Source organism: Roseococcus sp. SDR, from assembly GCF_019083995.1.
Taxonomy (GTDB): Bacteria; Pseudomonadota; Alphaproteobacteria; order Acetobacterales; family Acetobacteraceae; genus Roseococcus.
This window is the reverse complement of sequence record NZ_JAHRCU010000021.1, coordinates 38,502-58,614: the sequence shown is the minus strand read 5'-3', so window position 1 is coordinate 58,614 and position 20,113 is coordinate 38,502. Positions and strand designations below refer to the sequence as shown.

The window sequence follows — 20,113 nt, the reverse complement described above, 5'->3', positions numbered from 1 at the left end:
CACGGCGGCGGCGGTCTGTGCCTGGCCGCCGACATCGAGCACCAGCAGCACCGGCATGCCATGCCGCGCGCAGAGATCCGCCGCCGAGCCGCGCCGGCCACCGGGTGCGGGAATGCCGTCGAACAGGCCCATCGCCCCTTCGGCCAGCAGCAATTCCGCACCTTCCGCCGCTTGCGCCAGCAGCGCATCACGCAGCTTGGCCGGCATGGCCCAGCTATCAAGGTTGAGGCCGGGCCTGCCGGTGGCGGCGGCGTGGAAGGCCGTATCAATGTAGTCCGGGCCGATCTTGGCGGCGCGCACGGCGACGCCACGGGCCGCGAAGGCGGCCAGCAGGCCCAGCGTCACCGTCGTCTTGCCACCGCCCGAGCGCGGTGCGGCGATGACCAGACCGCGCATCGCGCTCAGGCCAACAGCCGGCTGGCCTGGACGCCCTGGCCGCGCATCTGGAGGCGCATCTCGACATCGCGGCGCTGCTCAACCTCGCGCGATGAACAGCGCCGCCAGGGCCAGCAGCAACAGGCCGACCATCAGGCCATCCGCCAGGCGATACAGGCGCAGCGCCGCACGGATATCGGCGGCGGAAGCTTCGCGGCGGCCATCGCCCATCAGGGCATCCTCGACCAGCACGCCGCCATAGCGCCGCGGGCCGGCCAGAGCGAGGCCGAGCGCGCCGGCCATCGCGGCCTCGGGCCAGCCGGCATTGGGCGAACGGTGCGCCCCGCGTCACGCAGCACCGCCCGAAAGGCGCCGCGCGCATCGGCCCCCGGCTGCAACCAGGCCGCGACGACAATCAACCCGGCAGCGAGGCGCGACGCCGGCAGGTTCAGCACGTCATCCAGCCGGGCGGAGGCCCAACCGAAGGCCTCATGACGCGGAGTGCGATGGCCGATCATGCTGTCCGCCGTGTTCACAGCCTTGTAGATCGCGGCCCCGGGCAGGCCCGCCGCCGCCAGCCAGAAGGCGGGCGCCACGACGCCGTCCGAGAAATTCTCGGCCAGGCTCTCGATCGCTGCGCGGGCCACGCCGGCTTCGTCCAGGGATAGCGGGTCACGGCCCACAATGTGGGAGACCGCCTCGCGCCCTGCCTCCAGCCCGTGCTGTTCCAACGCCACGGCCACGCGCGCCACATGGTCATGCAGGCTGCGCTGGGCCAGCAGGCTGCTGGCCACAAGGGCCACGGCCAGGAGCCCAAGAGGCAGGGCAAGCAGCGCCGATTGCAGCGCGAAGCCCACCCCGCCGGCCACCCCCATCAGCAGCAGCAGCGCCGCCACCCCCGCCGCGCGCCGGGTGGCGAAGCCGCGCGTGGCTTTGTTCCAGCCGCGGTCCATCGCCGAGATCGACCGCCCGATCCAGATGACGGGATGGCCGATGCGATCCACCAGGCGCTGCGGATAGCCCAGCGCCGCTTCCAGCAGCAGCGCGAGCAGGGCAAGGGTGATCACGCCAGCGCCCCGGCCCGCCGGGCGAAGCCTGCCTCATCCGCCGGCAGGCCGATCCGCAGGCGATCCGGCCAATGCGGGAATTCGCGCACCAGAATGCCGGCGCGACCCAGGCGCGCATGGGTGCCGGGCGGCGCCTGGACAAGGCGAAACAGCGGCGTGCCGCCCAGCACCCGCAGCCCGCCATGCGCCAGCACGCGATCCAGCCGCGCCGCCGATTGGCGCAGATGCACGCGCTGCCCTTGGGCCCAAGGCTCATCGGCAAAGGCAGCCAGGCCGGCCAGAAGCGCCGGCCCAGCGACGGCCCAGGGGCCGAGCAGCGCTTCCAGATGCTCCGCCACGGCATCCGCCGCCACGGCAAAGCCCAGCCGCACCCCGGCGAGCCCATGGAACTTGCCAAAGGAGCGCAGCACCACGACAGCGCCACCCGGCACCAGCGGGATGGCTGTGAGCCATTCAGGGGTGGCATCGTGGAAGGCCTCGTCCACGACCAGCAGCCCGCCCGCAGCACGTTGCGCAGCCGCCAGCACGCCGAGGGTTCGCGCATCGAGCACGCGGCCGGTCGGATTGTCGGGGTTCACCACCGTCGCCAGCGTGGCCGGTGTCAGGGCGTCGAGCGTTTCGACCTCGCGCGTCTCATGGCCTGCGAGGGCGGCAGCGCGGGCGTGCTCGGCATAGGTAGGGCCCAGGATGCGCGCGATGCCGGGTGGGCGCAGCGCGGCCAGCATCGGCAGCAGGATCTGCGTGCCGGTGCCGCGACAATCCTGGCCCCGGCGGCACGCCGTAACGCAGCGCCGCCAGCCGGCACAACGCGGCATGGGAATCGGGTTCTGGCAGGCGTGTGAAGCTCTCGGGCGGCAGCAACGACACGGGGTAGCTGCGCGGCGCGATGCCGGTGGAGAGATCCAGAAAGGGGTGCGGCGCCTGCGGGAAACGCTGGCGCGCGGCCGAGAGATTGCCGCCCTGGGCCGCGATCGGCACGGAATTGCAGGGCTTCATGAGACGCGGACAATCCTGCGGCCGCGCGCAGAGGGCAAGTGGGTTGTGGATAGTTATGTTATACTATAACACATCTGCATGTCGAAGCCCATGATCGCGCTTGTCCGCACCCGATGCCGCCCAGCCGGGGCGGAACCGGATGCCCCCCGCGCTGGCGCTGCCCTGCCGAGGGCCCTCGCCGCAGACGAACTGCCAGACGCCGTCGCATGGGCACGAGTGGCCTGCATTTCGGCCTGCCAGCGGGCCCGCGCGGTTGCGGTCATGGGCAAAGGCAAGATCGGCGACGTGTTTGGCGACCTGGCTGCCGACGTGCCAAGCACGTCCGACCTGATCGCCGTCGCCACCGCTCACCATGCCTGCCCGCTCGGCCACCTGCCTCGCGCCAGGCGGCCCGAGCGCTTGCGGGCGGCTACCCTGACGCCCATCCGCCCCCCTGCTCCAGACTCCGGCAGGCCCGCCTCCCGTGATCACCTGGCCGGAATGACGAGGCGAGCATCGCCTTGCGCAGCCGATGGGACAGTAGCTGCTGTTCCCGTGCGTTGGTCCCGTGCGAACGGGCGAAAGAGGGAAGACCGTGCGCTGCCCCCGGCCTTTGCCCGGGATGGCAAGTCGGTCGCTGCCCCAGCAACTGTCGGCGGCGAGTTGCCGGTCCGCGCCAAGCCGCACCCGCGGCCTGGCACCACTGCGGGAGAAATCCTGTGGGAAGGGAGGGCCGGAGGCGTTGACCCGCAAGCCAGGAGACCTGCCCACGCCACGGACGGCCCCGGCCGCGGTGCAACCCTGCGATCCGGGCTGGGTGCCTCGGGGACGGAGAACGGCCATGGCGGTATTCCCGCGCCCATTCGCCACGCCTTGCCGCAGGCCACGCCAGCCGGGTTGAGCCCCCATGTCTGAGTTGCACGCGCTGCAACCCGCCGCTGCCGTCTGGCCTGACCGCGCGGCGCGCTTCTACGCCCAGGCGCTGGACCGGTCAGATTACGGGCAGGCCGTGGCCCAGGCGCTCGGCGATGCGCGCCCGGCCAGCCTGCTCGACATCGGCGCCGGCGCCGGCCACCCGGTGGCCCCCTGGCTGCACCATGATGCCCGCTGGACGGCGATCGAGCCCAGCCGCTACCTGCGCGCCCGCCTGGGCCGCCTGGCCCGACGCGAGCAGCGCGCCATGTCCGTGCATGATGCCACATGGGAGATGCTGCCCCAGCTTGGCCTCGCCCGGCATGATTGGGTCTGGGCCGCCAATATCGGCGCGACGCAGAGCCACCCCCATGCCCTGCTGCGCCACATGCGCGCGCTGGCGCGGCAGCGCGTCATCTGGCTGGTGCCGGCCCAGCCGGGGCCCCGCCGCTGGTGCCTGAGCGGCGCCCTGCCCGCGCATCTGCATGGCGAGAGTGAGCGCCCCGGCATGGAGTTTGTGCTGGACGCGCTGGGCCATGCGGCGGCGCCCACGCGCATTCTCACAGCGCCCTGGACCTTCCGCGCCCGCTTTGCCGACGTGGCCGCCGCGACCGAGCATTGCGCGATGCAACTGGCCTTGCCGCCCGGCGCCGCCTGCCGCGCCACCATTCATGATGTCCTGGCGAGCCATGCCAAGCCCCTGCCCGATGGCGGCATCGAAGTGGCCGCCCCGAAACTCTCCGCCCTCCTGATCTGGGATCTCGCCTGATGCGCCGCGCTCTGGCCACTCTGGCCGTAATCCTGCCCGTGACGGCGCCCCAGGCCCAAACCGCGGCCGAGCCGGTGGTGCGCTTCCCCAGCGCCGCCGCCCTGGATGATGTCGTCGTCACCGCGACGCGCCTGCCCACCCCGCGCTCGCAATTGGCCGGCACCGTGCAGGTGATTGACCAGGAGGTGATCCGCCGCAGCGTCGCGCAGAATGTGACCGACCTGCTGGCCGAGAACGCCGTCGGCTTCTTCAGCACCTGGACGCCAGGGCAGACCAGCCTGAACATCCGTGGCGGCGCCTCGGACGGCCAGGGGCGGGATTTCCGCAGCCAGGTGCTGGTGCTGATCAATGGCCGCCGCGCCGGCACGGCCAATCTCTCGAAGCTCAGCCCGGCCGAGATCGAGCGGATCGAGATCGTGCGCGGCCCGGCCAGCGTGGTCTATGGCAGCGGCGCGCTGGGCGGCGTGATCAACCTGATCATGCGCGATGGCCGCACCTCACCCGGCGGTTTCGCGGAACTGGGCCTGGGCTCCTGGGGCCTGGCCGAGGGCCGTGCGCGCTACGGCACGCGCTTCACCGGCGGCGATGTGCAGGGCGGCGATGTCTACGCCGGCTTCTATGGCGGGCGGCGGGACAGCTACCGCGCGGGCGATGACGGCGGCGTGCAGCAAGGCACGCAGTGGAACCGCCTGGGCGGCCTGGCCGCGCTCGGCATCGAGACGCCCATCGGCCGCATCGGTACCTCGCTGCGGACCGATGGCATTTATGACGCGGGCTTCCGTGGCTCGGGCTGGAACACCACCAATCGCGAGGATCGCAGCAACGCCTCCGCCGACATCTTCCTCAATGGCGCGACCGAGGATGGCCGCTTCCGCTGGGATGGCCAGGCCTATGCGGTGCGCGACGTGGACGCCTTCCGCTGGCGCTCGCCCGTGCAGCGCAGCGCGGCGGGCCTGCCCGTCCCTGGCACGGACCTCGACAACAACACCCGCACGCTCGACATCCTGGGGCTGCGGCTGCAACCCTCGATGCGGCTCTGGGAGGGGGCCGACCTGCTGGTGGGGCTGGATCTGGAGCGCTCGACCCTGCGCTCGACGCGCGAGCGGCGCGGCCTGCCCGGCAGTGGCATCACCACCCAGGTGGCGCCGATGGACAATGATCAGACCGACAGCAGTGCCGGACTCTATGCCGAGATCTCGCAGCGGCTTTTCGACAACCAGGTGACCCTGCGCGGCGGCGTGCGGCAGACATGGGGCAACACCGCCTTCGACCAGACGCCCAACCTGCCTTTGCAGCGCACCGGCAGCCAGGATTACGACGCCACCACCTGGTCCATCGGTGCGAGCTACCAGCCTGTCTCCTTCCTCGCGCTGCGCGCCAATGCGGCGACCGGCTTCCGCGCGCCCACCGCCACCGAGCTGGCGGCCGACTTCACCGCGCTGGGCGGCGGGCGCACCTTCGGCAATCCCAATCTGAACCCCGAGCAAAGCCTGCAATACGAGGTGGGGGCCGCCGTCTTCCTGCCCGGGCTGCGCCTGGATCTGGCGCTGTTCCAGAACACGATCAGCGACCGCATCATCACACGCCTGCGCCCGGGTGTCGCCAATACCAGCGACTGGGCCAATAATCCCGGCGATGTCGAAGTGCGCGGCCTGGAGTTCCAGCTGGATGGCGATGTGGCGCGCCTGTTCGGCATCACGCAGTTCAACTGGCGGGCCTATGCCAATGGCTCCTGGAACTTCGACATGCGCGACAACGGCGCATCGCCCACGGCGAATACCCGCAATGTGGAGCGCATGTACCGCTACCAGGCGACGATCGGCACGACGATCAGCCAGCCGCGCTGGGACCTCACGCTGCAAGGCGTGCTCCGCGGCCCGATGTACTACAACACGGAGGAAAACCTGCTCATCCCGCAGGCCGAGCCGAACCGCGAATTCATCCACCGCAAAGGCGCCTTCTGGGTCTGGAACCTGCGCGGCAGCTTCCAGCCGCTCCCTGAGCGCGCGCCCAATATCCGGATCTTCGGCGCGGTGACCAATCTGCTCGACAAGAACTACCACCCGATCTTCATCGCGACCGCTTCCGAGCCCTTCCTCGGCGATGCGCGCTTCGCCAATGGCGGGCGCGGCAATTCGGCGCCGGGGCGGGAATTCATCGGTGGCCTGAGGTTCACCTTCTGAATGGCATCGCGCCGGCTGTTGCTCGCGACCCCCGCGCTCTGGCTCAGCCGCGATGCCCGGGCGGCGCGCTGGCCGCGCATGGTGGTGGACGGGCTGGGGCGGGAGGTGACCCTGCCCGCGCCGCCGCGGCGGATCGTCGCCATCTTCTCCTCCAATGTGGAGCTGCTGGCCGCCATCGGCGCGCTCGATGCCATTGTCGGCGTCGAGGATTTCACGCGCTTCCCGCCGCAGGCGGCGGCGCTGCCCAAGGTGGGCGGGCGGCTCGGCTTCTCGGCCGAAGCCATCGCCCGGCTGCGCCCCGATCTCGTGGTGATGACGCCCGCGCGCAATGCCGCCCATGCGCTGAGCGAGCCGATGGCGCGCATTGGCGTGCCGGTGCTGGTCATCACCCATCGCGACCTCGCGCAGGTGCTGGGCAATCTGCGGCTGCTCGGACGCGCCACCGGCCAAGACGGCGCCGCTGAGGCGCTGGTGGGCCGGCTGGAGGCACGGCTTGCGGCCGTCGCCACGCGGCTGGCAGGGCGCGCGGCCGTGCCGGTCTTCCTGGAGACCTCCTCGACCGGGCGCGGTGTCTTCGGGACGGTGCGGCCTGGCACCTACACGGCCGATGCTCTGGCCCTGGCCGGCGGCGCCAGCGTGTTTCCGGATCTCTCGGCGGTGGGCCCGGCCCAGGTCTCTGGCGAGGCGATCCTGCGCGCCGACCCCGCCGCCTATCTCCTGGCCGGGCGGGCCGACCAGCTGGCCGAGGTGCCGCGCCGCACCGGCTTCCAAGGCCTGCGCGCGGTGCGCGAGGGGCGGCTGCATCTCGTCGCGCGGGCGCAATTCCTCATCCCCGGGCCGCGCGTGGTGGATGGGGTGGAGGCCCTCGCCCGCTGGCTGCACCCGGGGGCCTTCGCCACATGACTTGGCTGCTGCCGCCGCTCGGCCTGTTGGCCGGCCTGTTGCTGGGCGCCGAGACACTCTCTCCGGCCGAGGCTTGGTCCGTGCTGCGCGACCCAGGTCAGCCCCTGGCGCAACTGATTTGGCAATGGCGAATGCCGCGGGTGCTGGCGGCAGGCTGCGTGGGTGCGCTGCTGGCCCTGGGCGGCGTGGTCTTCCAGGGCGTGTTCCGCAACCCTCTGGCCGAGCCCTACCTGCTGGGCTCCGCGGGAGGGGCGGCGATGGGGGCGACGGTGGCCCTGCTGGTGGCGCTGCCCGTGCCGAGCAGCCTGGCCCTGCCAGCTTTGGCCTTTGCAGGCGCCTGGGGCGCGACGTGGCTGGTGCTGGCGCTGGCGCGGCTGGCGGGGCCCGCCTCGATCGCTGCCCTGCTGCTGGCGGGCGTCGCGGTGGCGGCCGTGCTGGGGGCGATGCGCTCCTTTCTGATGCTGGCACTCTCCGATGAGACGGTGAGCTTGCAAGCCGTCCTGTCCTGGGCGCTGGGCGGCGTGCAGACGCCAGCCTGGCCGCAACTGGCGCTGCTGGCAGGGCTGACCGGCGCCGCCTTGCTGCTCTGCCTGGCATTGGCGCGGGGGCTGGACCTGCTGGGGCTGGGCGAGGCGGTCGCGGAATCCTTTGGTCTCCAGGTGCGGCGCTTTGTTGCCCTAGCCGTGCTGGCCGGTGCCTTCGTTGTTGCCGTCAGTGTCGTCTGGGGCGGGCTGGTCGGGTTTGTGGGCCTGATGGCGCCACATCTCGCGCGCTGGCAGGTGGGCGCTCTGCACGCGCCGTTGATGCCGCGCGCCGCGGCCATCGGCGCAACGCTCGCGATGCTGTGCGACGGCGCGGCTCGGGCGGTGCTGCCACCCGCAGAAATCCCGCTGGGCTTGGTGACCGCCCTCATCGGCGCACCCTTCTTTCTGCTGATCCTGGCGCGCGAGGCGCGGCGGCGATGAGCGGCGTGGCCCTGCAGGCAAGGGATGTTAGCCGCTGGGCAGGCGGCAAGACATTGGTCGAGGCGGCCTCGCTGGCGCTCAGATCCGGCGAGGTGCTTGGCATCATTGGCCCGAATGGCGCCGGAAAATCCACGCTTGTACGGATGCTCGCGGGGCTGGACCGGCCTGACCGGGGCGAGATCACCTTGCTCGGCCGGCCGCTGATGCAATGGCCGGCCCACGAAAGGGCAAGGCGGCTGGGCTACCTTCCGCAGCATTTCACGCCGCACTGGGATTATCGCGTCACGGAATTGCTTCGCCTTGGCCTGGATCGAACGCCGCAGGGCATGGCGGGCCTTTCCGCCCTGGCAGCCCAGCACGGGCTCGAGCCGCTGCTGGAGCGCCGGTGGTCAAGCCTTTCTGGAGGCGAAAGGGGGCGCAGCCTCGCGGCCGCCGTGCTCGCCCCCTCGCCGGGCGTGATCCTGGCGGATGAGCCAGCTGCCGCACTGGACATCGGCCAAGCCGCCGCCCTGATGGCGCTGCTGAAAGGCCGCGCGGCAATGGGTGCGGCGGTGGCCGTCGTGGTCCACGACCTGAACCTGGCCTTCCGCTGGTGCGACCGCATCGCTGCGATGGGCGGCGGTCGCATCCGCGGCGAGGGCGTGCCATCCGCCATGTCCGCTCCGGGTGTGCTGGAGGACATCTTTGGGATCGAATTTGAGCGCCTTCACGCAGCGGACGGCTCCGCGGTGGTGTTGGCGGTGCGTAGGCCGCAGGGCTGACGTGGAAGCTCGGGTCGCTTCGCTATGGGCGGCGACGCAAGCTTTGTCGGCGGATGGGGCAACGGCTCAAGAGACTGTGCGTACCAAGTCGCACCTCATCCTTGGCATGAGAAACAAACGCCATCCGGGCTTGACCTGCCCCCGTAGAAGCGGTCCGCCGGTGATGTAATCCGGCAGCAGCGAAGGGGGGACTGGGATGGCGCGGAAGAACGCGCACACGCCGGAGGAGATCGTGGCGAAGCTCCGGCAGGCCGAGGTGCTGATCGGTCAGTGGAGGACGGTGGCGGAGGCGGTGCGCGCGATCGGGGTGACGGCGCCGACGCACTACCGGTGGCGCACCACGTCGCGGCGGAGGGCGGGCCTCACCATGTTTTTCGCAGGACATCCTGCGGCATGTTCTTGTCCAGGCTCAGGTCGGCCGCCAGCCGCTTGAGCTTGGCGTTCTCCTCCTCGAGCTGCTTCAGCCGGCGGATCTCCACGACGCTCATCCCGGCGAACTGCTTCTTCCACCGGCAGAAGGTCGGCTCCGAAATCCCGAGCTTCCGGCAGATCTTGGTCACCGCCGTGCCGCCCTCGGCCTGCCGCAGCGCAAAGGCGATCAGTTCGTCGGTATATCGTCCTTGCTTCATGGCACCGCCCCCCCCTGCTCGGAGGATCATCGTGTCCGAAAAGCTCCCGCTCCCGCCCGACCAGATTTCAGGGCAGGACCACGCTGATCTGAGACCCAACCGGCGATGCTCGACGAGCGGGGGCAGGCTGAAGAGCCCTCCGCCGCCTCCCTCGATGGACGGACGGTCAGGCGCTGGGTCGCGCAGCGGCAGCGACCAGGTTCTCGAGCCTCTCCTGACGGCCAGAGCGCGGCTGCGGCGCGATGTCGCGCGCCAGGGCCGCGTCGGCGATGTCCGCGAGCGTCCCCGTCCAGGGCTCGCCGGCGTAGCGCGCGCGCCGCGCGGTCTCGAGGCGGCCATCCTCGATCAGCCTTGCCGCCCAGCGCAGCGCCTCGGCGCAGCTGTCCATCCCGCCCACATGGGCGTGCAGCAGGTCATCCACCGCGACCGACTGGCGGCGCAGCTTGGCGTCGAAGTTGAACCCGCCGCTGCCGAGGCCGCCCGCGCGCAGGATTTCCAGCATGGCCGGCACCAGCTCCTGGGCGTTGGTCGGGAACTGGTCCGTGTCCCAGCCGTTCTGCGGATCCCCGCGGTTGATGTCCACGGAGCCGAGCAGCCCGAGCGACGCCGCCATGGCGATCTCATGCTCGAAGGAATGGCCGGCGAGCGTCGCGTGGTTCGCCTCGATGTTGACCTTCACCTCGCCCAGCAGGCGGTGCCGGGCGAGAAAGCCGTACACGGTGGCCACGTCGCGGTCGTACTGGTGCTTCGTCGGCTCATGCGGCTTGGGCTCGATCAGCAGCGTGCCCGTGAAGCCGATGCGGTGTTTGTGCTCGACGACGAGGTTGAGGAAGCGGCCGAGCTGCGCGTCCTCCCGCGCCAAGTCGGTGTTGAGCAGCGTGTCGTAGCCCTCGCGCCCGCCCCAGAGCACGTAGTTCTCGCCGCCGAGCCGCTGCGTCACCTCCATGGCGTGGCGCACCTGCACGCAGGCGCAGGCGAAGACCTCGGGGTCGGGGTTGGTGGCCGCCCCCGCCATGTAGCGCGGGTGAGAGAAGAGGTTGGCCGTGCCCCAGAGCAGCCGGATGCCGGTGCGCGCCATGTGGGCCTGCAGCACCTCGGCCATCGCGTCGAGGTGGCGCACACCTTCGCGCAGGCTCGCGCCCTCCGGCGCCACGTCGCGGTCGTGGAAGCAGAAGAAGGGCAGGCCCAGCCGCTCCATGAAGGCGAAGGCGGCCTCGGCCTTCGCGCGGGCGCCGTCCATGCTGTCGTCCCAGGGGCGCGGCAGGGTGGGCGCGCCGAAGGGATCGGCCCCGGTGCCCACGAAGCTGTGCCAGTAGGCGACGGCCGGACGCAGCCAGTCGCCCATCGGGCGGCCGAGCACCACCTCCTCCGGGCGCCAGTGGCGGAAGCACAGCTCCTCGCGGCTGTCGGGCGCGATGAAGGGCACGCGCGGCAGCGCGTCGAAGATCGTACTCATCGGGCGGTCTCCTGCATGAGCGGGCGGAGCAGCGGATAGAGGCGGCGCCAGGCGTCGCGTCCCTCCGCCAGTGCGGGTTCGGGGAGCACCTCGCCGGTGACGGGCGGCCGCGTGCAGACCGCGCGCACCTCGGCGCCGGCGGCGATCATGGCGAGCCGCGCCGCGCCCAGCGCCGGCCCCACGCCGGGGTCGGCCACAAGGTCGAGCGGACGGTCGAGGGCGGCCGCCAGCAGCCGCGCCCAGAGCGTCGAGCGCGCACCGCCGCCGATGAGGGAAAGGCGCGGGATGCGCCCGCCCTCCGCCTCCAGCGCCGCCAGCCCATCGGCCAGCGCGAAGGCCACGCCCTGCATCACGGCGCGTGCCATCTGGCCGCGCGTCGTGCCCGCCTCCAGCCCGAACCAGGTGCCGCAGGCGGCGGCATCGTCATGCGGTGTGCGCTCGCCCGCGAGGTAGGGAAGGAAGAGGACGCGGCTTGGTGCGGCCGCCTCGGCCTCCGCCGCCAGCACCGCCTCCTCCGCGCCCAGCACCGTTGCCGCCCAGGCCAGCGCGCCGCCGGCCGAGAGGATCACGGCCATCCGGTGCCAAAGGCCCGGCAGCGCGTGGCAGAAGGCGTGCACCGTCCGCGCGGGATCGGGGCGCGGCGTGGCATCGGCCACGAAGATCACGCCCGAGGTGCCGAGCGAGACGAAGGCCTCGCCGGGCGTGACGCAGCCAAGCCCGACGGCGCCGGCGGCGTTGTCGCCCGCCCCGCCCGCGACGGGCACGCCGCGCGGGATGCCCCAATCCTCCGCGGTGACGCGCGCCGAGACGGCGCTGCCCTCCACGAGGCGCGGCATCGCGGCGCGGGAGAGGCCGGTGAGCGCCAGCATCTCCTCCGACCAGTCGCGCGCCGCGACGTCGAGCCAGAGCGTGCCCGCCGCGTCCGACATCTCGGAGACCGCCTCGCCCGTCAGGCGCAGGCGCAGCCAGTCCTTCGGCAGCAGCACGCGGCGCGTGGCCGCGAAGACCCCTGGCTCCCGCGCCCGCGCCCAGAGCAGCTTGGGCGCGGTGAAGCCGGGCATCGCGCGGTTGCCCGCGATGCGCCGCGCCGCCGCGTTGAGTGCGGCGCATTCCGCCGCCGCGCGCCCGTCATTCCAGAGGATGGCGGGGCGCAGCACGCGATCCTGGCCGTCCAGCAGCACCGCGCCGTGCATCTGGCCGGAGAGTCCCACGGCCATGACGCGCGCGCGCAGCGCCTCGGGCAGGGCGAGGACGGCAAGGGTCGCCGCGCGCCACCAATCCTCGGGGTCCTGCTCGGACCATCGTGGCTGCGGCCGGCTGACGGCGAGCGGCGCGGAGGCCTGGGCGGCCAGCCCCCCCGCCGCGTCCAGCAGCACCGCCTTCACGGCCGAGGTACCGAGGTCCACGCCCAGGAACATCGCGCGGGTCAGACCGGCGTCCAGGCGCCGCCCGCCCGGGAGGAGGCGACGGCGGCGGCGACGAAGCGCATGCCGCGCAGCCCATCCTCCACCGTCGGCGTGGCGCAGCAGAGCGGGTCGGGCGCGCGGCCCTCACGCCGTGCGGCGATCTGCTCGGCCGCGTCGCGGTAGAGCTGGGCGAAGGCCTCCAGATAGCCTTCAGGATGGCCAGCCGGGATGCGCGTGGCATGGCCCGCGGCCGGGTGCAGCGCGCCCACGGCGCGCGCCAGTACGCGCGGCGCCTCGCCCAGCGGCGTGTGGAGCAGCTGGTTCGGGTGCTCCTGGCTCCAGGCGAGGCCGCCCTTCTCGGCATAGACGCGCAGGCGCAGCGCGTTCTCGTTGCCGGGCGCGACCTGGGAGGACCAGAGCATGCCGCGCGCGCCGCCGGCGAAGCGCAGCAGCAGCTGCGCATTGTCGTCCACCGGCCGGCCCTCCACGAAGCTCTGCAGGTCCGCCAGCACGCTTTCGACGCGCAGTCCGGTGACGAATTCCGCGAGGTGATGCGCGTGGGTGCCGAGGTCCCCGAGCGAGCCGCCGAGCCCCGCCCGCGCCGGGTCGGTGCGCCAGCCGGCCTGCTTCTGGCCCGTGTCCTCGAGCTTCGTGGAGAGCCAGTCCTGCGGATACTCCACCTGCACCACGCGGATGGCGCCCAGCTCGCCAGCCGCGACCATGGCGCGCGCCTGACGCACCATCGGATGGCCCGAGTAGTTGTGCGTGAGCACGAAGACCCGGCCCGTGCGGCGCACCGTCTCCACCAGGTCTTCGGCTTCCGCGACCGTAAGTGCCAGCGGCTTGTCGCAGATGACGTCGAAGCCGGCCTCCAGCGCCGCCTTCGCGGGCGCGTGGTGCATGTGGTTGGGCGTGACGATGGAGACGGCCTCCGCCCCGTCGGGCCGGGCGGCCTCGCCCGCGATCATCGCCGCGAAATCGGGGTAGCCGCGGATGCCGAGATCCGCGGCGCTCTCGATGGCCCGTGCGGGATCGGAGGCGAGGGCGCCGGCCACCAGCTCGAACCGGTCGTCGAGGCGTGCGGCCATGCGGTGCACGCCGCCGATGAAGGCGCCGCGCCCGCCGCCCACCATCGCGTAGCGGATGCGGCGCGCCATCAGCCGATCCCCAGCAGCTTGCGGTTCGCCGCCTCGTCGGTGCCGCCGGAGGCGAAGTCGTCGAAGGCCTTCTCGGTCACGCGGATGATGTGCTCGGCGATGAACTTCGCGCCCTCGCGCGCGCCGTCCTCGGGGTGCTTCAGGCAGCACTCCCACTCCAGCACCGCCCAGCCGTCGAAGCCGTATTGCGCGAGCTTGGAGAAGACGCCCTTGAAGTCCACCTGCCCATCGCCGAGCGAACGGAAGCGCCCCGCGCGATCCACCCAGGGCTGGTAGCCGCCATAGACGCCGACGCGCCCGGTGGGCCGGAACTCCGCGTCCTTGACGTGGAACATGCGGATGCGCTCGCGGTAGATGTCGAGGAAGGCCAGGTGATCGAGCGCCTGCAGCACGAAGTGGCTGGGGTCGTAGAGGATGTTCGCGCGCGGGTGGTTCCCCACCGCGTCTAGGAACATCTCGAAGGAGGCCCCATCATGCAGGTCCTCGCCCGGGTGGATCTCGTAGCAGACATCCACGCCCGCCTCGTCGAAGGCGTCCAGGATGGGCCGCCAGCGCCGCGCCAGCTCCGCGAAGGCCGTCTCGACGAGGCCCGCCGGCCGTTGCGGCCAGGGATAGACGAAGGGCCAGGCCAGCGCGCCCGAGAAGCTCGCATGCGCCGTCAGCCCCAGGTTGCGGGAGGCGCGGGCGGCGAGGCGCATCTGCTCCACCGCCCATTCCTGCCGCGCCGCGGGGTTGCCGCGCACGGCGGGTGCGGCGAAGCCATCGAAGGCCGCGTCATAGGCCGGATGCACGGCGACGAGCTGGCCCTGCAGATGCGTGGACAGCTCCGTCACCACCAGCCCGTGCTTCGCGAGCGTGCCCTGCACCTCCTCGCAATAGGCGCGGCTTTCGGCGGCCTTGGCGAGGTCGAAGAGCCGCGCGTCCCAGGAGGGGATCTGCACGCCCTTGAAGCCGAGCGAGGCCGCCCAGGCGGCGATCGCGTCGAGCGAGTTGAACGGCGCCTCATCCCCCGCGAACTGCGCGAGGAAAATGGCGGGGCCCTTGATGGTTCGCATCCTGCACGTCCTCCCGTTGCTGTCGGTCAGGGCACCAGCACCAGCGAGCCGGTGGTGCGCCGCCCCTCGAGATCGGCATGGGCCTGGGCGGCCTCCGCCAGCGCGTAGCGCCGCGGCGGCTCGACCTTCACGGCGCCCGAGGCGATCACCTCGAACAGCGCGCCCGCGATCCGCAGCAGCTCCGGCCGCTTCGCCGTGTAGTGGAACAGCACCGGGCGCGAGAGGCTGGCCGACTTGGCCGAGAGCAGCCCCGGCGCGATGGGCTCGATGGGGCCGCTCGCCTGGCCGAAGGAGACGAGGCGGCCGCACATGGCGAGGCTCTCCATCGAGCCCGCGAAGCTGTCGCGCCCGATGCCGTCGTAGATCACGCGGCAGCCCGCGCCGCCCGTGATCTCCTTCACCCGCGCCGCGAAATCCCCGCCGCGCGTGACGATCGGGTGGTCGCAGCCATGGGCGCGGGCGAGGGCCGCCTTCTCCTCGGTGCTGGCGGTGCCGATCACCGTGCAGCCGAGATGCTTCGCCCATTGGCAGAGCAGCAGCCCGACGCCGCCCGCCGCCGCGTGCACCAGCACGAAGTCACCGGCGCGCACCGGCGCCGTGTCGTGCAGCAGATACTGCGCTGTCATGCCCTTCAGCATGATGGAGGCCGCGACCTCGTCGTTGATCGCCTCCGGCAGCTTCACCATCTGCGCGGCGGGCGCGAGGCGCACCGACGCATAGGCCCCCGTGGGCGGGCAGGCATAGGCGACGCGGTCGCCGGGCGCGAGGTCGCTCACGCCGGGGCCCACCGCCTCGACGACGCCCGCGCCCTCCATGCCGATGATCGCGGGCAGGCCGGGCAGCGGGTAGAGGCCGGTGCGGTGATAGACGTCGATGTAGTTCACGCCGATCGCGGTCTGGCGCAGCCGCACCTGGCCTTCGCCCGGCGCGCCCGGCTCGTGCTCGGCGGGGCGTAGCACCTCGGGACCGCCGGTGGCTTCGATGATGACGGCCTGCGGCATGTCAGCGCCCTCCGGCCAGGCGCGCTGCAACCGTCTCATAGGCCTTGAGATACACGGCGTTCTCGGCGGTCGGGATGAGCGAGAGGTCATCCTGCGCGGCCGCCGCCCAGTCGCCCCACCAGGTGGCGAAGCACCGGTCGCCATCGGTCACGCGCCACAGCCGCGGGCCGCTGACGTAGCGCACCCAGGGCAGCTCACACTTCGTGATGTAGTAGGAGTAGCTCATCTCCTCGTCATCGAGGTGCAGGAGCACCTCGTTCAGGTGGCCCGGGCCGAACAGGAAGTCTCGCGTGCCGGAGACCTTGTCCGGCCGCGCGCCGCCCAGCATGTTCATCTTCGAGATGTCCGGGTGCCATTCGCCCATCGAGGCGAAGTCGCGGATGATGTTCCACACCGCGCTCGCGGGCGCGGGGATGACCGTGCTGCACCACACCTTGTTCGGCGGGAAGCCATGCCACAGCGGCGCGTCCACCTTCGGGCGCGTGGGCAGTGCCTTCTTCAGCGCGTCCCAGCCGCCCTGGAACACGCCGTTGGAGATGATGTCCACATACTTCCCGACATCCTCCGGCGCCTCGTCGAAGGTCGCCTCCCACTCCGCGAAGGTCTGGCCCGTAGCGGTGACGGGCATCAGCCGCACGCGCGCGCGATAGTTCGTCACCGGGAAGGCCGGCGTCTCGAAGTTGTAGGTGAAACTGGTGGTGCGGTCACAGAGCGAGAGCAGCCGCTCGCGCACCATCGTCCCGTCCTGGAGGAAGAAGCGGCGCACGCAGCCCACTACGTCGGAATCGAGCCCGTCCTCGATCTCCGAACGGGCGATGGCCGGGTGCCAGGAGGGCAAGCCGTTGAAGTCACGGATGGTCGCCCAGACGGTGGCGATGTTGGCGTCGAGGATGGTGGAGGCGTAGGCGCGGGCCATGGCGGCGTCTCCTGCTCAGAAGGTGATCTGCTTGAAGCGGCGGGTCTGCTCGGTGAGCGCGAGTTCGGTCGGCAGGCGCTCCATCGAGGAGGCGCCATAGAAACCGTTGATGCCGGGCGTGTTGCGCAGCACCCAGGTCGCGTCCTCGGGCGAGGAGATCGGGCCGCCATGGCACAGCACCAGGATGTCCGGCCGCACGCGCCGCGCGGCCTCGGCCCATTCGGTGATGAGCGCGGGGCAATCCTCGAGCTTGAGCGCGGTCTGCGCGCCGATCGCGCCACCCGTCGTCAGGCCGAGATGCGGCACCAGGATGTCCGCGCCGGCCTTCGCCATCTCCGTCGCATTGTCGGCGCTGAACACGTAGGGCGTGGTCAGCATGTCCTTCGCGTGGGCCAAGCGGATCATGTCGATCTCATGCCCGAAGCCCATGCCCGTCTCTTCGAGATTGGCGCGGAAGGTGCCGTCGATGAGGCCGACGGTGGGGAAGTTCTGCACGCCCGCGAAGCCCAGCGCCTTCAGCTCATCAAGCAGGTGGTCCATGATCGCGAAGGGATCCGTGCCATTGACGCCCGCGATGACGGGCGTGTGCTTGACGACGGGCAGCACCTCGCGCGCCATCTCCTTCACGATCTCGTTGGCGTTGCCGTAGGCGAGCAGCCCCGCGAGCGAGCCGCGGCCCGCCATGCGGTAGCGGCCGGAGTTGTAGATGACGATGAGGTCGATGCCGCCCGCCTCTTCGCACTTGGCGGAGAGCCCGGTGCCCGCGCCGCCACCGATGATCGGCTCCTTGCGCGCGGCCATGTCGTGGAACTTGCGCAGCAACTCGCCGCGAGAGGGGCGGGGCATCAGGCGATCTCCTTGAAGGCGGCAAGCGCCGCGTCGGCGAAGGCACGGTCGTTGATGGCGGCCGGGACCTCGATGAGCTTGCGGTCCGGGCTGGGCTGGAAGCCGGCGCGGATGGTCTCGAACAGCGCGGCATCCGCCGCGGGGTCGTGGAAGGGCATGCCGGGCACGTCGATGGCAGAAACGCCGCCGAGCGGCAGCAGGAAGCGCACCTTCCCCTCCATGCGGTTAAGGCGCGAGACGATGAACTCGGCGATCGCCTTGTTCTCCTCGGGCGTGGTGCGCATCAGCGTCACCTGCGGGTTGTGGACGTAGAGGTTGCGGCCCTCGAAGCGCGCGGGCACCGTCTCCTTCGCGCCGAAATTCACCATGTCCACCGCGCCGACACTGCCGACATAGGGCAGGCGCGTGCGGATGGCGGAGCCGAAGCGGTCCTCGGTGCAGGGGAAGACGCCGCCGACCAGGAAGTCCGGCACCTCGGTCGTCGTGATGTCCATCAGCGCGGAGACAAGGCCCGAGTCCGCGAGCTTTTCCATACTCTGTCCGCCCGCGCCGGTGGCGTGGAAGACGTAGCACTCATGCGTCGCGTCCAGCGCCTCGCGCAGCATGGTGATGCAGGCGGTCGTCACGCCGAACATCGTCATGCCGAGGCCGGGCTTCTCGCCGCTCATCGCGGCGGGCGGCTGGTTGAGCGCCATGCCGACCGCCGCATGCGCCGCGTTGGCGATGACGCGGCGCGAGATGCCGTTGATCCCGGCCACGTCCACCACCGAATACATCAGCGCGAGGTCGGAGGGGCCGACATAGGGCGCGACATTGCCGGAGGCGACGGTGCTGACCATCAGCTTCGGCGTGCCGATCGGCAGCGCGCGCATCGCCTGGGTGACGAGCGCCGTGTTGCCCGAGCCGCCGAGGCCGAGCACCGCGCCCACATCCCCGCGCGCGGAGAGCCATCGCGTCAGCGCCTCCGCCATGCCCGCGACCGCCTTGCCGCGATCGTCGAGGCTGAGCACCGCCCGCGCCCCGTCCGGGTGATGGGCTGCGACCTCGGCGGCCGTCACATCCGCGCCCGCGCCGGCCCCCTTCGTGCCGACATCCACGAGCACCGCCTCCGCACCCGCGCGGCGCACGCAATCGCGGGCGAAGCGCAGCTCCTCGGCCTTGGTGTCCATGGTCCCGATGACGTAGACCTTCGCCATCGCCCTCTCCCTTCTCAATGATGTGCGCCCGCTGCTACGCCCAGGTAGCGGCGCTGCGTTTCGGAATCCTCGGCGAGCTGCCGCGCGGGCATGGTCGCGGCGATGCGGCCCGTGACCATGATCGCGACCTCCTCGGCCACCTCGGTCGCGACGCGCAGGTTCTGCTCCACCAGCAGCAGGCGCATCCCGTCCTTCGGCAGGTCGCGCAGCACGCCGATCAGGTGGTCCACGATGACGGGAGCGAGGCCCTCGCTCGGCTCGTCCATCACCACGACCTTCGGGTTCATCAGCAGCGCGCGGGAGATGGCGAGCATCTGCTGCTCGCCGCCCGAAAGCTCCGTGCCGCCGTTGTTGCGGCGCTCCGCGAGGCGCGGAAAGGTCTCGTAGATGCGCTCGATGTTCCAGCGCGCGGATTTGCCCTGGCTGACGAGCTTGAGGTGCTCGTGCACCGAGAGCGAGGGAAAGGTGCGCCGCCCCTGCGGCACCAGCGCAACGCCCTGGCGCGCGATGCGATAGGGCGCAAGGCCGTTCAGCCGCGCGCCGTCGAGCGTGATCTCGCCCTCGCTCGCGGCGACGAGGCCGCAGATGCTCCCGCACAGCGTCGTCTTGCCCATGCCGTTGCGGCCGACGATGGCGAGCGGCTTCTCGCCCAGCTCGAGCGAGACGCCCTGGAGGATGTGCGCCTGGCCGAAGCGGACATGCAGGCCGGAGACCTTCAGCATCAATGCCCGCCTCCAAGGTAGATCGCCTGCACCACCGGGTCGTCCTCGATGCGGTCGGGCGGCGCCTGCACCACCACCTCGCCGTCCTTCATCACGGTCACGATGTCCGCGGCGGGCAGCGCGATGTCCATGTCGTGCTCGATGAGGATGAGCGTCAGCGTGCGCGGCAGCTCGCGCAGTAGCTTCAGCAGCTCCGGCCGGTCACCGGGCGAGAGGCCGGCGGCGGGCTCATCGAGCATCAGCACGCGCGGATCCCCGGCCATGGCCATGCCGACCTCGAGCTGGCGACGCTGCCCGTGGGAGAGGTTCACCACCTCCGCGTCGAGCAGGTGGGAGAGGCGCATGCGCTCGGCGAGTTCGCGCGCCTTCGCCATTCCGTCATCGCCGCGCGAGGGGCGCAGGAAGGAGAAGCGGTTGGGCCTGAGGCCGCGCACCGCGACGAAAAGGTTGTCCAGCACCGAGAGCCCGTTGAAGAGCAGCGAGGTCTGGTAGGTGCGGCCGATGCCCAGCCGCGTGCGCTCATGCGGCTTGAGGTGTGTAATGTCCGTGCCGAAGAGGCGGATGCTGCCGGCGGTAGGTGGGAAGTCGCCGCAGATGGTGTTGAACAGCGTCGTCTTGCCCGCGCCGTTTGGACCGAGCACCGCACGGCGCTCGCCGGGCTGGACGTCGAAGGTGACGTCGCGCACGGCCTGGAGCGCACCAAAGCGGCGGCTGACGCCGGCAAGACTGATCGCAGGAACCACCCGGTTCTTCCCAACCCGAATCCACTCAAACACAAGGGGCGCGCGGCCCATCCGCCGCCCCCGCCTCTCCTCCCGG

At 71.4% G+C, this 20,113-nt stretch carries 16 protein-coding genes, 5 pseudogenes and 1 riboswitch; of the genes and pseudogenes, 7 read left to right on the top strand and 14 right to left on the bottom strand.

What is annotated here, in order from left to right:
* Positions 1 to 6: 6 nt before the first annotated feature.
* From KTR66_RS20145 to KTR66_RS20135, 3 genes and pseudogenes are all read right to left on the bottom strand, one after another.
* Positions 7 to 396, bottom strand: a pseudogene (locus KTR66_RS20145) (cobyrinic acid a,c-diamide synthase); the annotation flags it as partial.
* A 78-nt stretch (positions 397 to 474) separates the two neighbouring features.
* Positions 475 to 1,442: pseudogene (gene cbiB, locus KTR66_RS20140) on the bottom strand (adenosylcobinamide-phosphate synthase CbiB).
* Entirely contained in the window at positions 1,439 to 2,257 is an 819-nt protein-coding gene (locus KTR66_RS20135; RefSeq protein WP_213615781.1) for an aminotransferase class I/II-fold pyridoxal phosphate-dependent enzyme, read from the bottom strand. Before KTR66_RS20135 ends, cbiB begins: the two are co-directional and overlap by 4 nt.
* 259 nt (positions 2,258 to 2,516) lie before the next feature.
* Between KTR66_RS20135 and KTR66_RS25330 the strand changes: the two are divergent.
* From KTR66_RS25330 to KTR66_RS24900, 7 genes and pseudogenes are all read left to right on the top strand, one after another.
* Positions 2,517 to 2,852: pseudogene (locus KTR66_RS25330) on the top strand (DUF1636 family protein); the annotation flags it as partial.
* Between the two features lie 109 nt (positions 2,853 to 2,961).
* A riboswitch (cobalamin riboswitch) is annotated at positions 2,962 to 3,203 on the top strand.
* 121 nt (positions 3,204 to 3,324) lie between these two features.
* Entirely contained in the window at positions 3,325 to 4,098 is a 774-nt protein-coding gene (locus KTR66_RS20125) for a class I SAM-dependent methyltransferase (RefSeq protein ID WP_213615779.1), read from the top strand.
* Positions 4,098 to 6,281: a TonB-dependent receptor gene (locus tag KTR66_RS20120; protein WP_213615777.1), complete on the top strand. Its 2,184-nt coding sequence runs from the start codon at positions 4,098 to 4,100 to the stop codon at positions 6,279 to 6,281. The genes KTR66_RS20125 and KTR66_RS20120 overlap by 1 nt, the downstream gene beginning before the upstream one ends.
* Entirely contained in the window at positions 6,282 to 7,184 is a 903-nt protein-coding gene (locus tag KTR66_RS20115) for an ABC transporter substrate-binding protein (RefSeq protein ID WP_213615775.1), read from the top strand. It abuts the gene before it with no gap.
* A complete protein-coding gene (locus tag KTR66_RS20110) occupies positions 7,181 to 8,149 on the top strand; it encodes an iron ABC transporter permease (protein WP_213615773.1) in 969 nt (322 codons plus the stop codon). Before KTR66_RS20115 ends, KTR66_RS20110 begins: the two co-directional genes overlap by 4 nt.
* Complete coding sequence (locus tag KTR66_RS20105) at positions 8,146 to 8,910, top strand: ABC transporter ATP-binding protein (RefSeq protein ID WP_213615771.1); 765 nt, start codon at positions 8,146 to 8,148, stop codon at positions 8,908 to 8,910. The genes KTR66_RS20110 and KTR66_RS20105 overlap by 4 nt, the downstream gene beginning before the upstream one ends.
* A 196-nt stretch (positions 8,911 to 9,106) precedes the next feature.
* Positions 9,107 to 9,247: pseudogene (locus tag KTR66_RS24900) on the top strand (IS3 family transposase); the annotation flags it as partial.
* Here KTR66_RS24900 and KTR66_RS20100 read toward each other — a convergent pair.
* The 11 genes and pseudogenes from KTR66_RS20100 to KTR66_RS20050 all read right to left on the bottom strand — a co-directional run.
* Positions 9,241 to 9,539: pseudogene (locus KTR66_RS20100) on the bottom strand (transposase); the annotation flags it as partial. The pseudogenes KTR66_RS24900 and KTR66_RS20100 sit on opposite strands and share 7 nt — an antisense overlap.
* 166 nt (positions 9,540 to 9,705) lie before the next feature.
* Entirely contained in the window at positions 9,706 to 10,995 is a 1,290-nt protein-coding gene (xylA, locus tag KTR66_RS20095) for a xylose isomerase (RefSeq protein WP_213615767.1), read from the bottom strand.
* Positions 10,992 to 12,413: a xylulokinase gene (xylB, locus tag KTR66_RS20090; protein ID WP_213615765.1), complete on the bottom strand. Its 1,422-nt coding sequence runs from the start codon at positions 12,411 to 12,413 to the stop codon at positions 10,992 to 10,994. The genes xylA and xylB overlap by 4 nt, the downstream gene beginning before the upstream one ends.
* 8 nt (positions 12,414 to 12,421) lie before the next feature.
* Positions 12,422 to 13,558 carry a Gfo/Idh/MocA family protein gene (locus KTR66_RS20085; RefSeq protein WP_213615763.1) on the bottom strand — a complete coding sequence of 379 codons (1,137 nt, stop codon included), beginning with the start codon at positions 13,556 to 13,558 and terminating at the stop codon, positions 12,422 to 12,424.
* Positions 13,558 to 14,613 (bottom strand): sugar phosphate isomerase/epimerase, encoded by a 1,056-nt coding sequence (locus KTR66_RS20080; RefSeq protein ID WP_213615761.1) that lies wholly within the window; start codon positions 14,611 to 14,613, stop codon positions 13,558 to 13,560. Before KTR66_RS20080 ends, KTR66_RS20085 begins: the two co-directional genes overlap by 1 nt.
* Positions 14,614 to 14,639: 26 nt before the next feature.
* Positions 14,640 to 15,614, bottom strand: coding sequence for a quinone oxidoreductase (locus KTR66_RS20075; protein WP_213615759.1), 975 nt, complete (start codon positions 15,612 to 15,614; stop codon positions 14,640 to 14,642).
* 1 nt (position 15,615) lies between these two features.
* Positions 15,616 to 16,530: an SRPBCC family protein gene (locus KTR66_RS20070; RefSeq protein WP_213615757.1), complete on the bottom strand. Its 915-nt coding sequence runs from the start codon at positions 16,528 to 16,530 to the stop codon at positions 15,616 to 15,618.
* 15 nt (positions 16,531 to 16,545) lie between these two features.
* The gene (locus KTR66_RS20065) at positions 16,546 to 17,376 is read right to left on the bottom strand and encodes a phosphoenolpyruvate hydrolase family protein (RefSeq protein ID WP_213615755.1); all 831 of its coding nucleotides are present in this window, start codon (positions 17,374 to 17,376) and stop codon (positions 16,546 to 16,548) included.
* Positions 17,376 to 18,572, bottom strand: a complete 1,197-nt coding sequence (locus KTR66_RS20060; protein ID WP_213615753.1) for a Tm-1-like ATP-binding domain-containing protein — start codon at positions 18,570 to 18,572, stop codon at positions 17,376 to 17,378. The genes KTR66_RS20065 and KTR66_RS20060 overlap by 1 nt, the downstream gene beginning before the upstream one ends.
* Before the next feature lie 14 nt (positions 18,573 to 18,586).
* The gene (locus tag KTR66_RS20055) at positions 18,587 to 19,294 is read right to left on the bottom strand and encodes an ABC transporter ATP-binding protein (RefSeq protein WP_213615751.1); all 708 of its coding nucleotides are present in this window, start codon (positions 19,292 to 19,294) and stop codon (positions 18,587 to 18,589) included.
* Positions 19,294 to 20,037, bottom strand: coding sequence for an ABC transporter ATP-binding protein (locus tag KTR66_RS20050; RefSeq protein WP_371819178.1), 744 nt, complete (start codon positions 20,035 to 20,037; stop codon positions 19,294 to 19,296). Before KTR66_RS20050 ends, KTR66_RS20055 begins: the two co-directional genes overlap by 1 nt.
* Positions 20,038 to 20,113: the final 76 nt, after the last annotated feature.

Coding starts and splice junctions, on each gene's coding strand:
- KTR66_RS20105 (WP_213615771.1), top strand. CDS start 8,146: ATGAGCGGCGTGGCCCTGCAGGCAAGGGATGTTAGCCGCTGGGCAGGC.
- KTR66_RS20115 (WP_213615775.1), top strand. CDS start 6,282: ATGGCATCGCGCCGGCTGTTGCTCGCGACCCCCGCGCTCTGGCTCAGC.
- KTR66_RS20055 (WP_213615751.1), bottom strand. CDS start 19,294: ATGCTGAAGGTCTCCGGCCTGCATGTCCGCTTCGGCCAGGCGCACATC.
- KTR66_RS20125 (WP_213615779.1), top strand. CDS start 3,325: ATGTCTGAGTTGCACGCGCTGCAACCCGCCGCTGCCGTCTGGCCTGAC.
- KTR66_RS20080 (WP_213615761.1), bottom strand. CDS start 14,613: ATGCGAACCATCAAGGGCCCCGCCATTTTCCTCGCGCAGTTCGCGGGG.
- KTR66_RS20060 (WP_213615753.1), bottom strand. CDS start 18,572: ATGGCGAAGGTCTACGTCATCGGGACCATGGACACCAAGGCCGAGGAG.
- KTR66_RS20070 (WP_213615757.1), bottom strand. CDS start 16,530: ATGGCCCGCGCCTACGCCTCCACCATCCTCGACGCCAACATCGCCACC.
- KTR66_RS20075 (WP_213615759.1), bottom strand. CDS start 15,614: ATGCCGCAGGCCGTCATCATCGAAGCCACCGGCGGTCCCGAGGTGCTA.
- KTR66_RS20135 (WP_213615781.1), bottom strand. CDS start 2,257: ATGCCGCGTTGTGCCGGCTGGCGGCGCTGCGTTACGGCGTGCCGCCGG.
- xylA (WP_213615767.1), bottom strand. CDS start 10,995: ATGAGTACGATCTTCGACGCGCTGCCGCGCGTGCCCTTCATCGCGCCC.
- KTR66_RS20120 (WP_213615777.1), top strand. CDS start 4,098: ATGCGCCGCGCTCTGGCCACTCTGGCCGTAATCCTGCCCGTGACGGCG.
- KTR66_RS20065 (WP_213615755.1), bottom strand. CDS start 17,376: ATGCCCCGCCCCTCTCGCGGCGAGTTGCTGCGCAAGTTCCACGACATG.
- KTR66_RS20110 (WP_213615773.1), top strand. CDS start 7,181: ATGACTTGGCTGCTGCCGCCGCTCGGCCTGTTGGCCGGCCTGTTGCTG.
- KTR66_RS20085 (WP_213615763.1), bottom strand. CDS start 13,558: ATGGCGCGCCGCATCCGCTACGCGATGGTGGGCGGCGGGCGCGGCGCC.
- xylB (WP_213615765.1), bottom strand. CDS start 12,413: ATGTTCCTGGGCGTGGACCTCGGTACCTCGGCCGTGAAGGCGGTGCTG.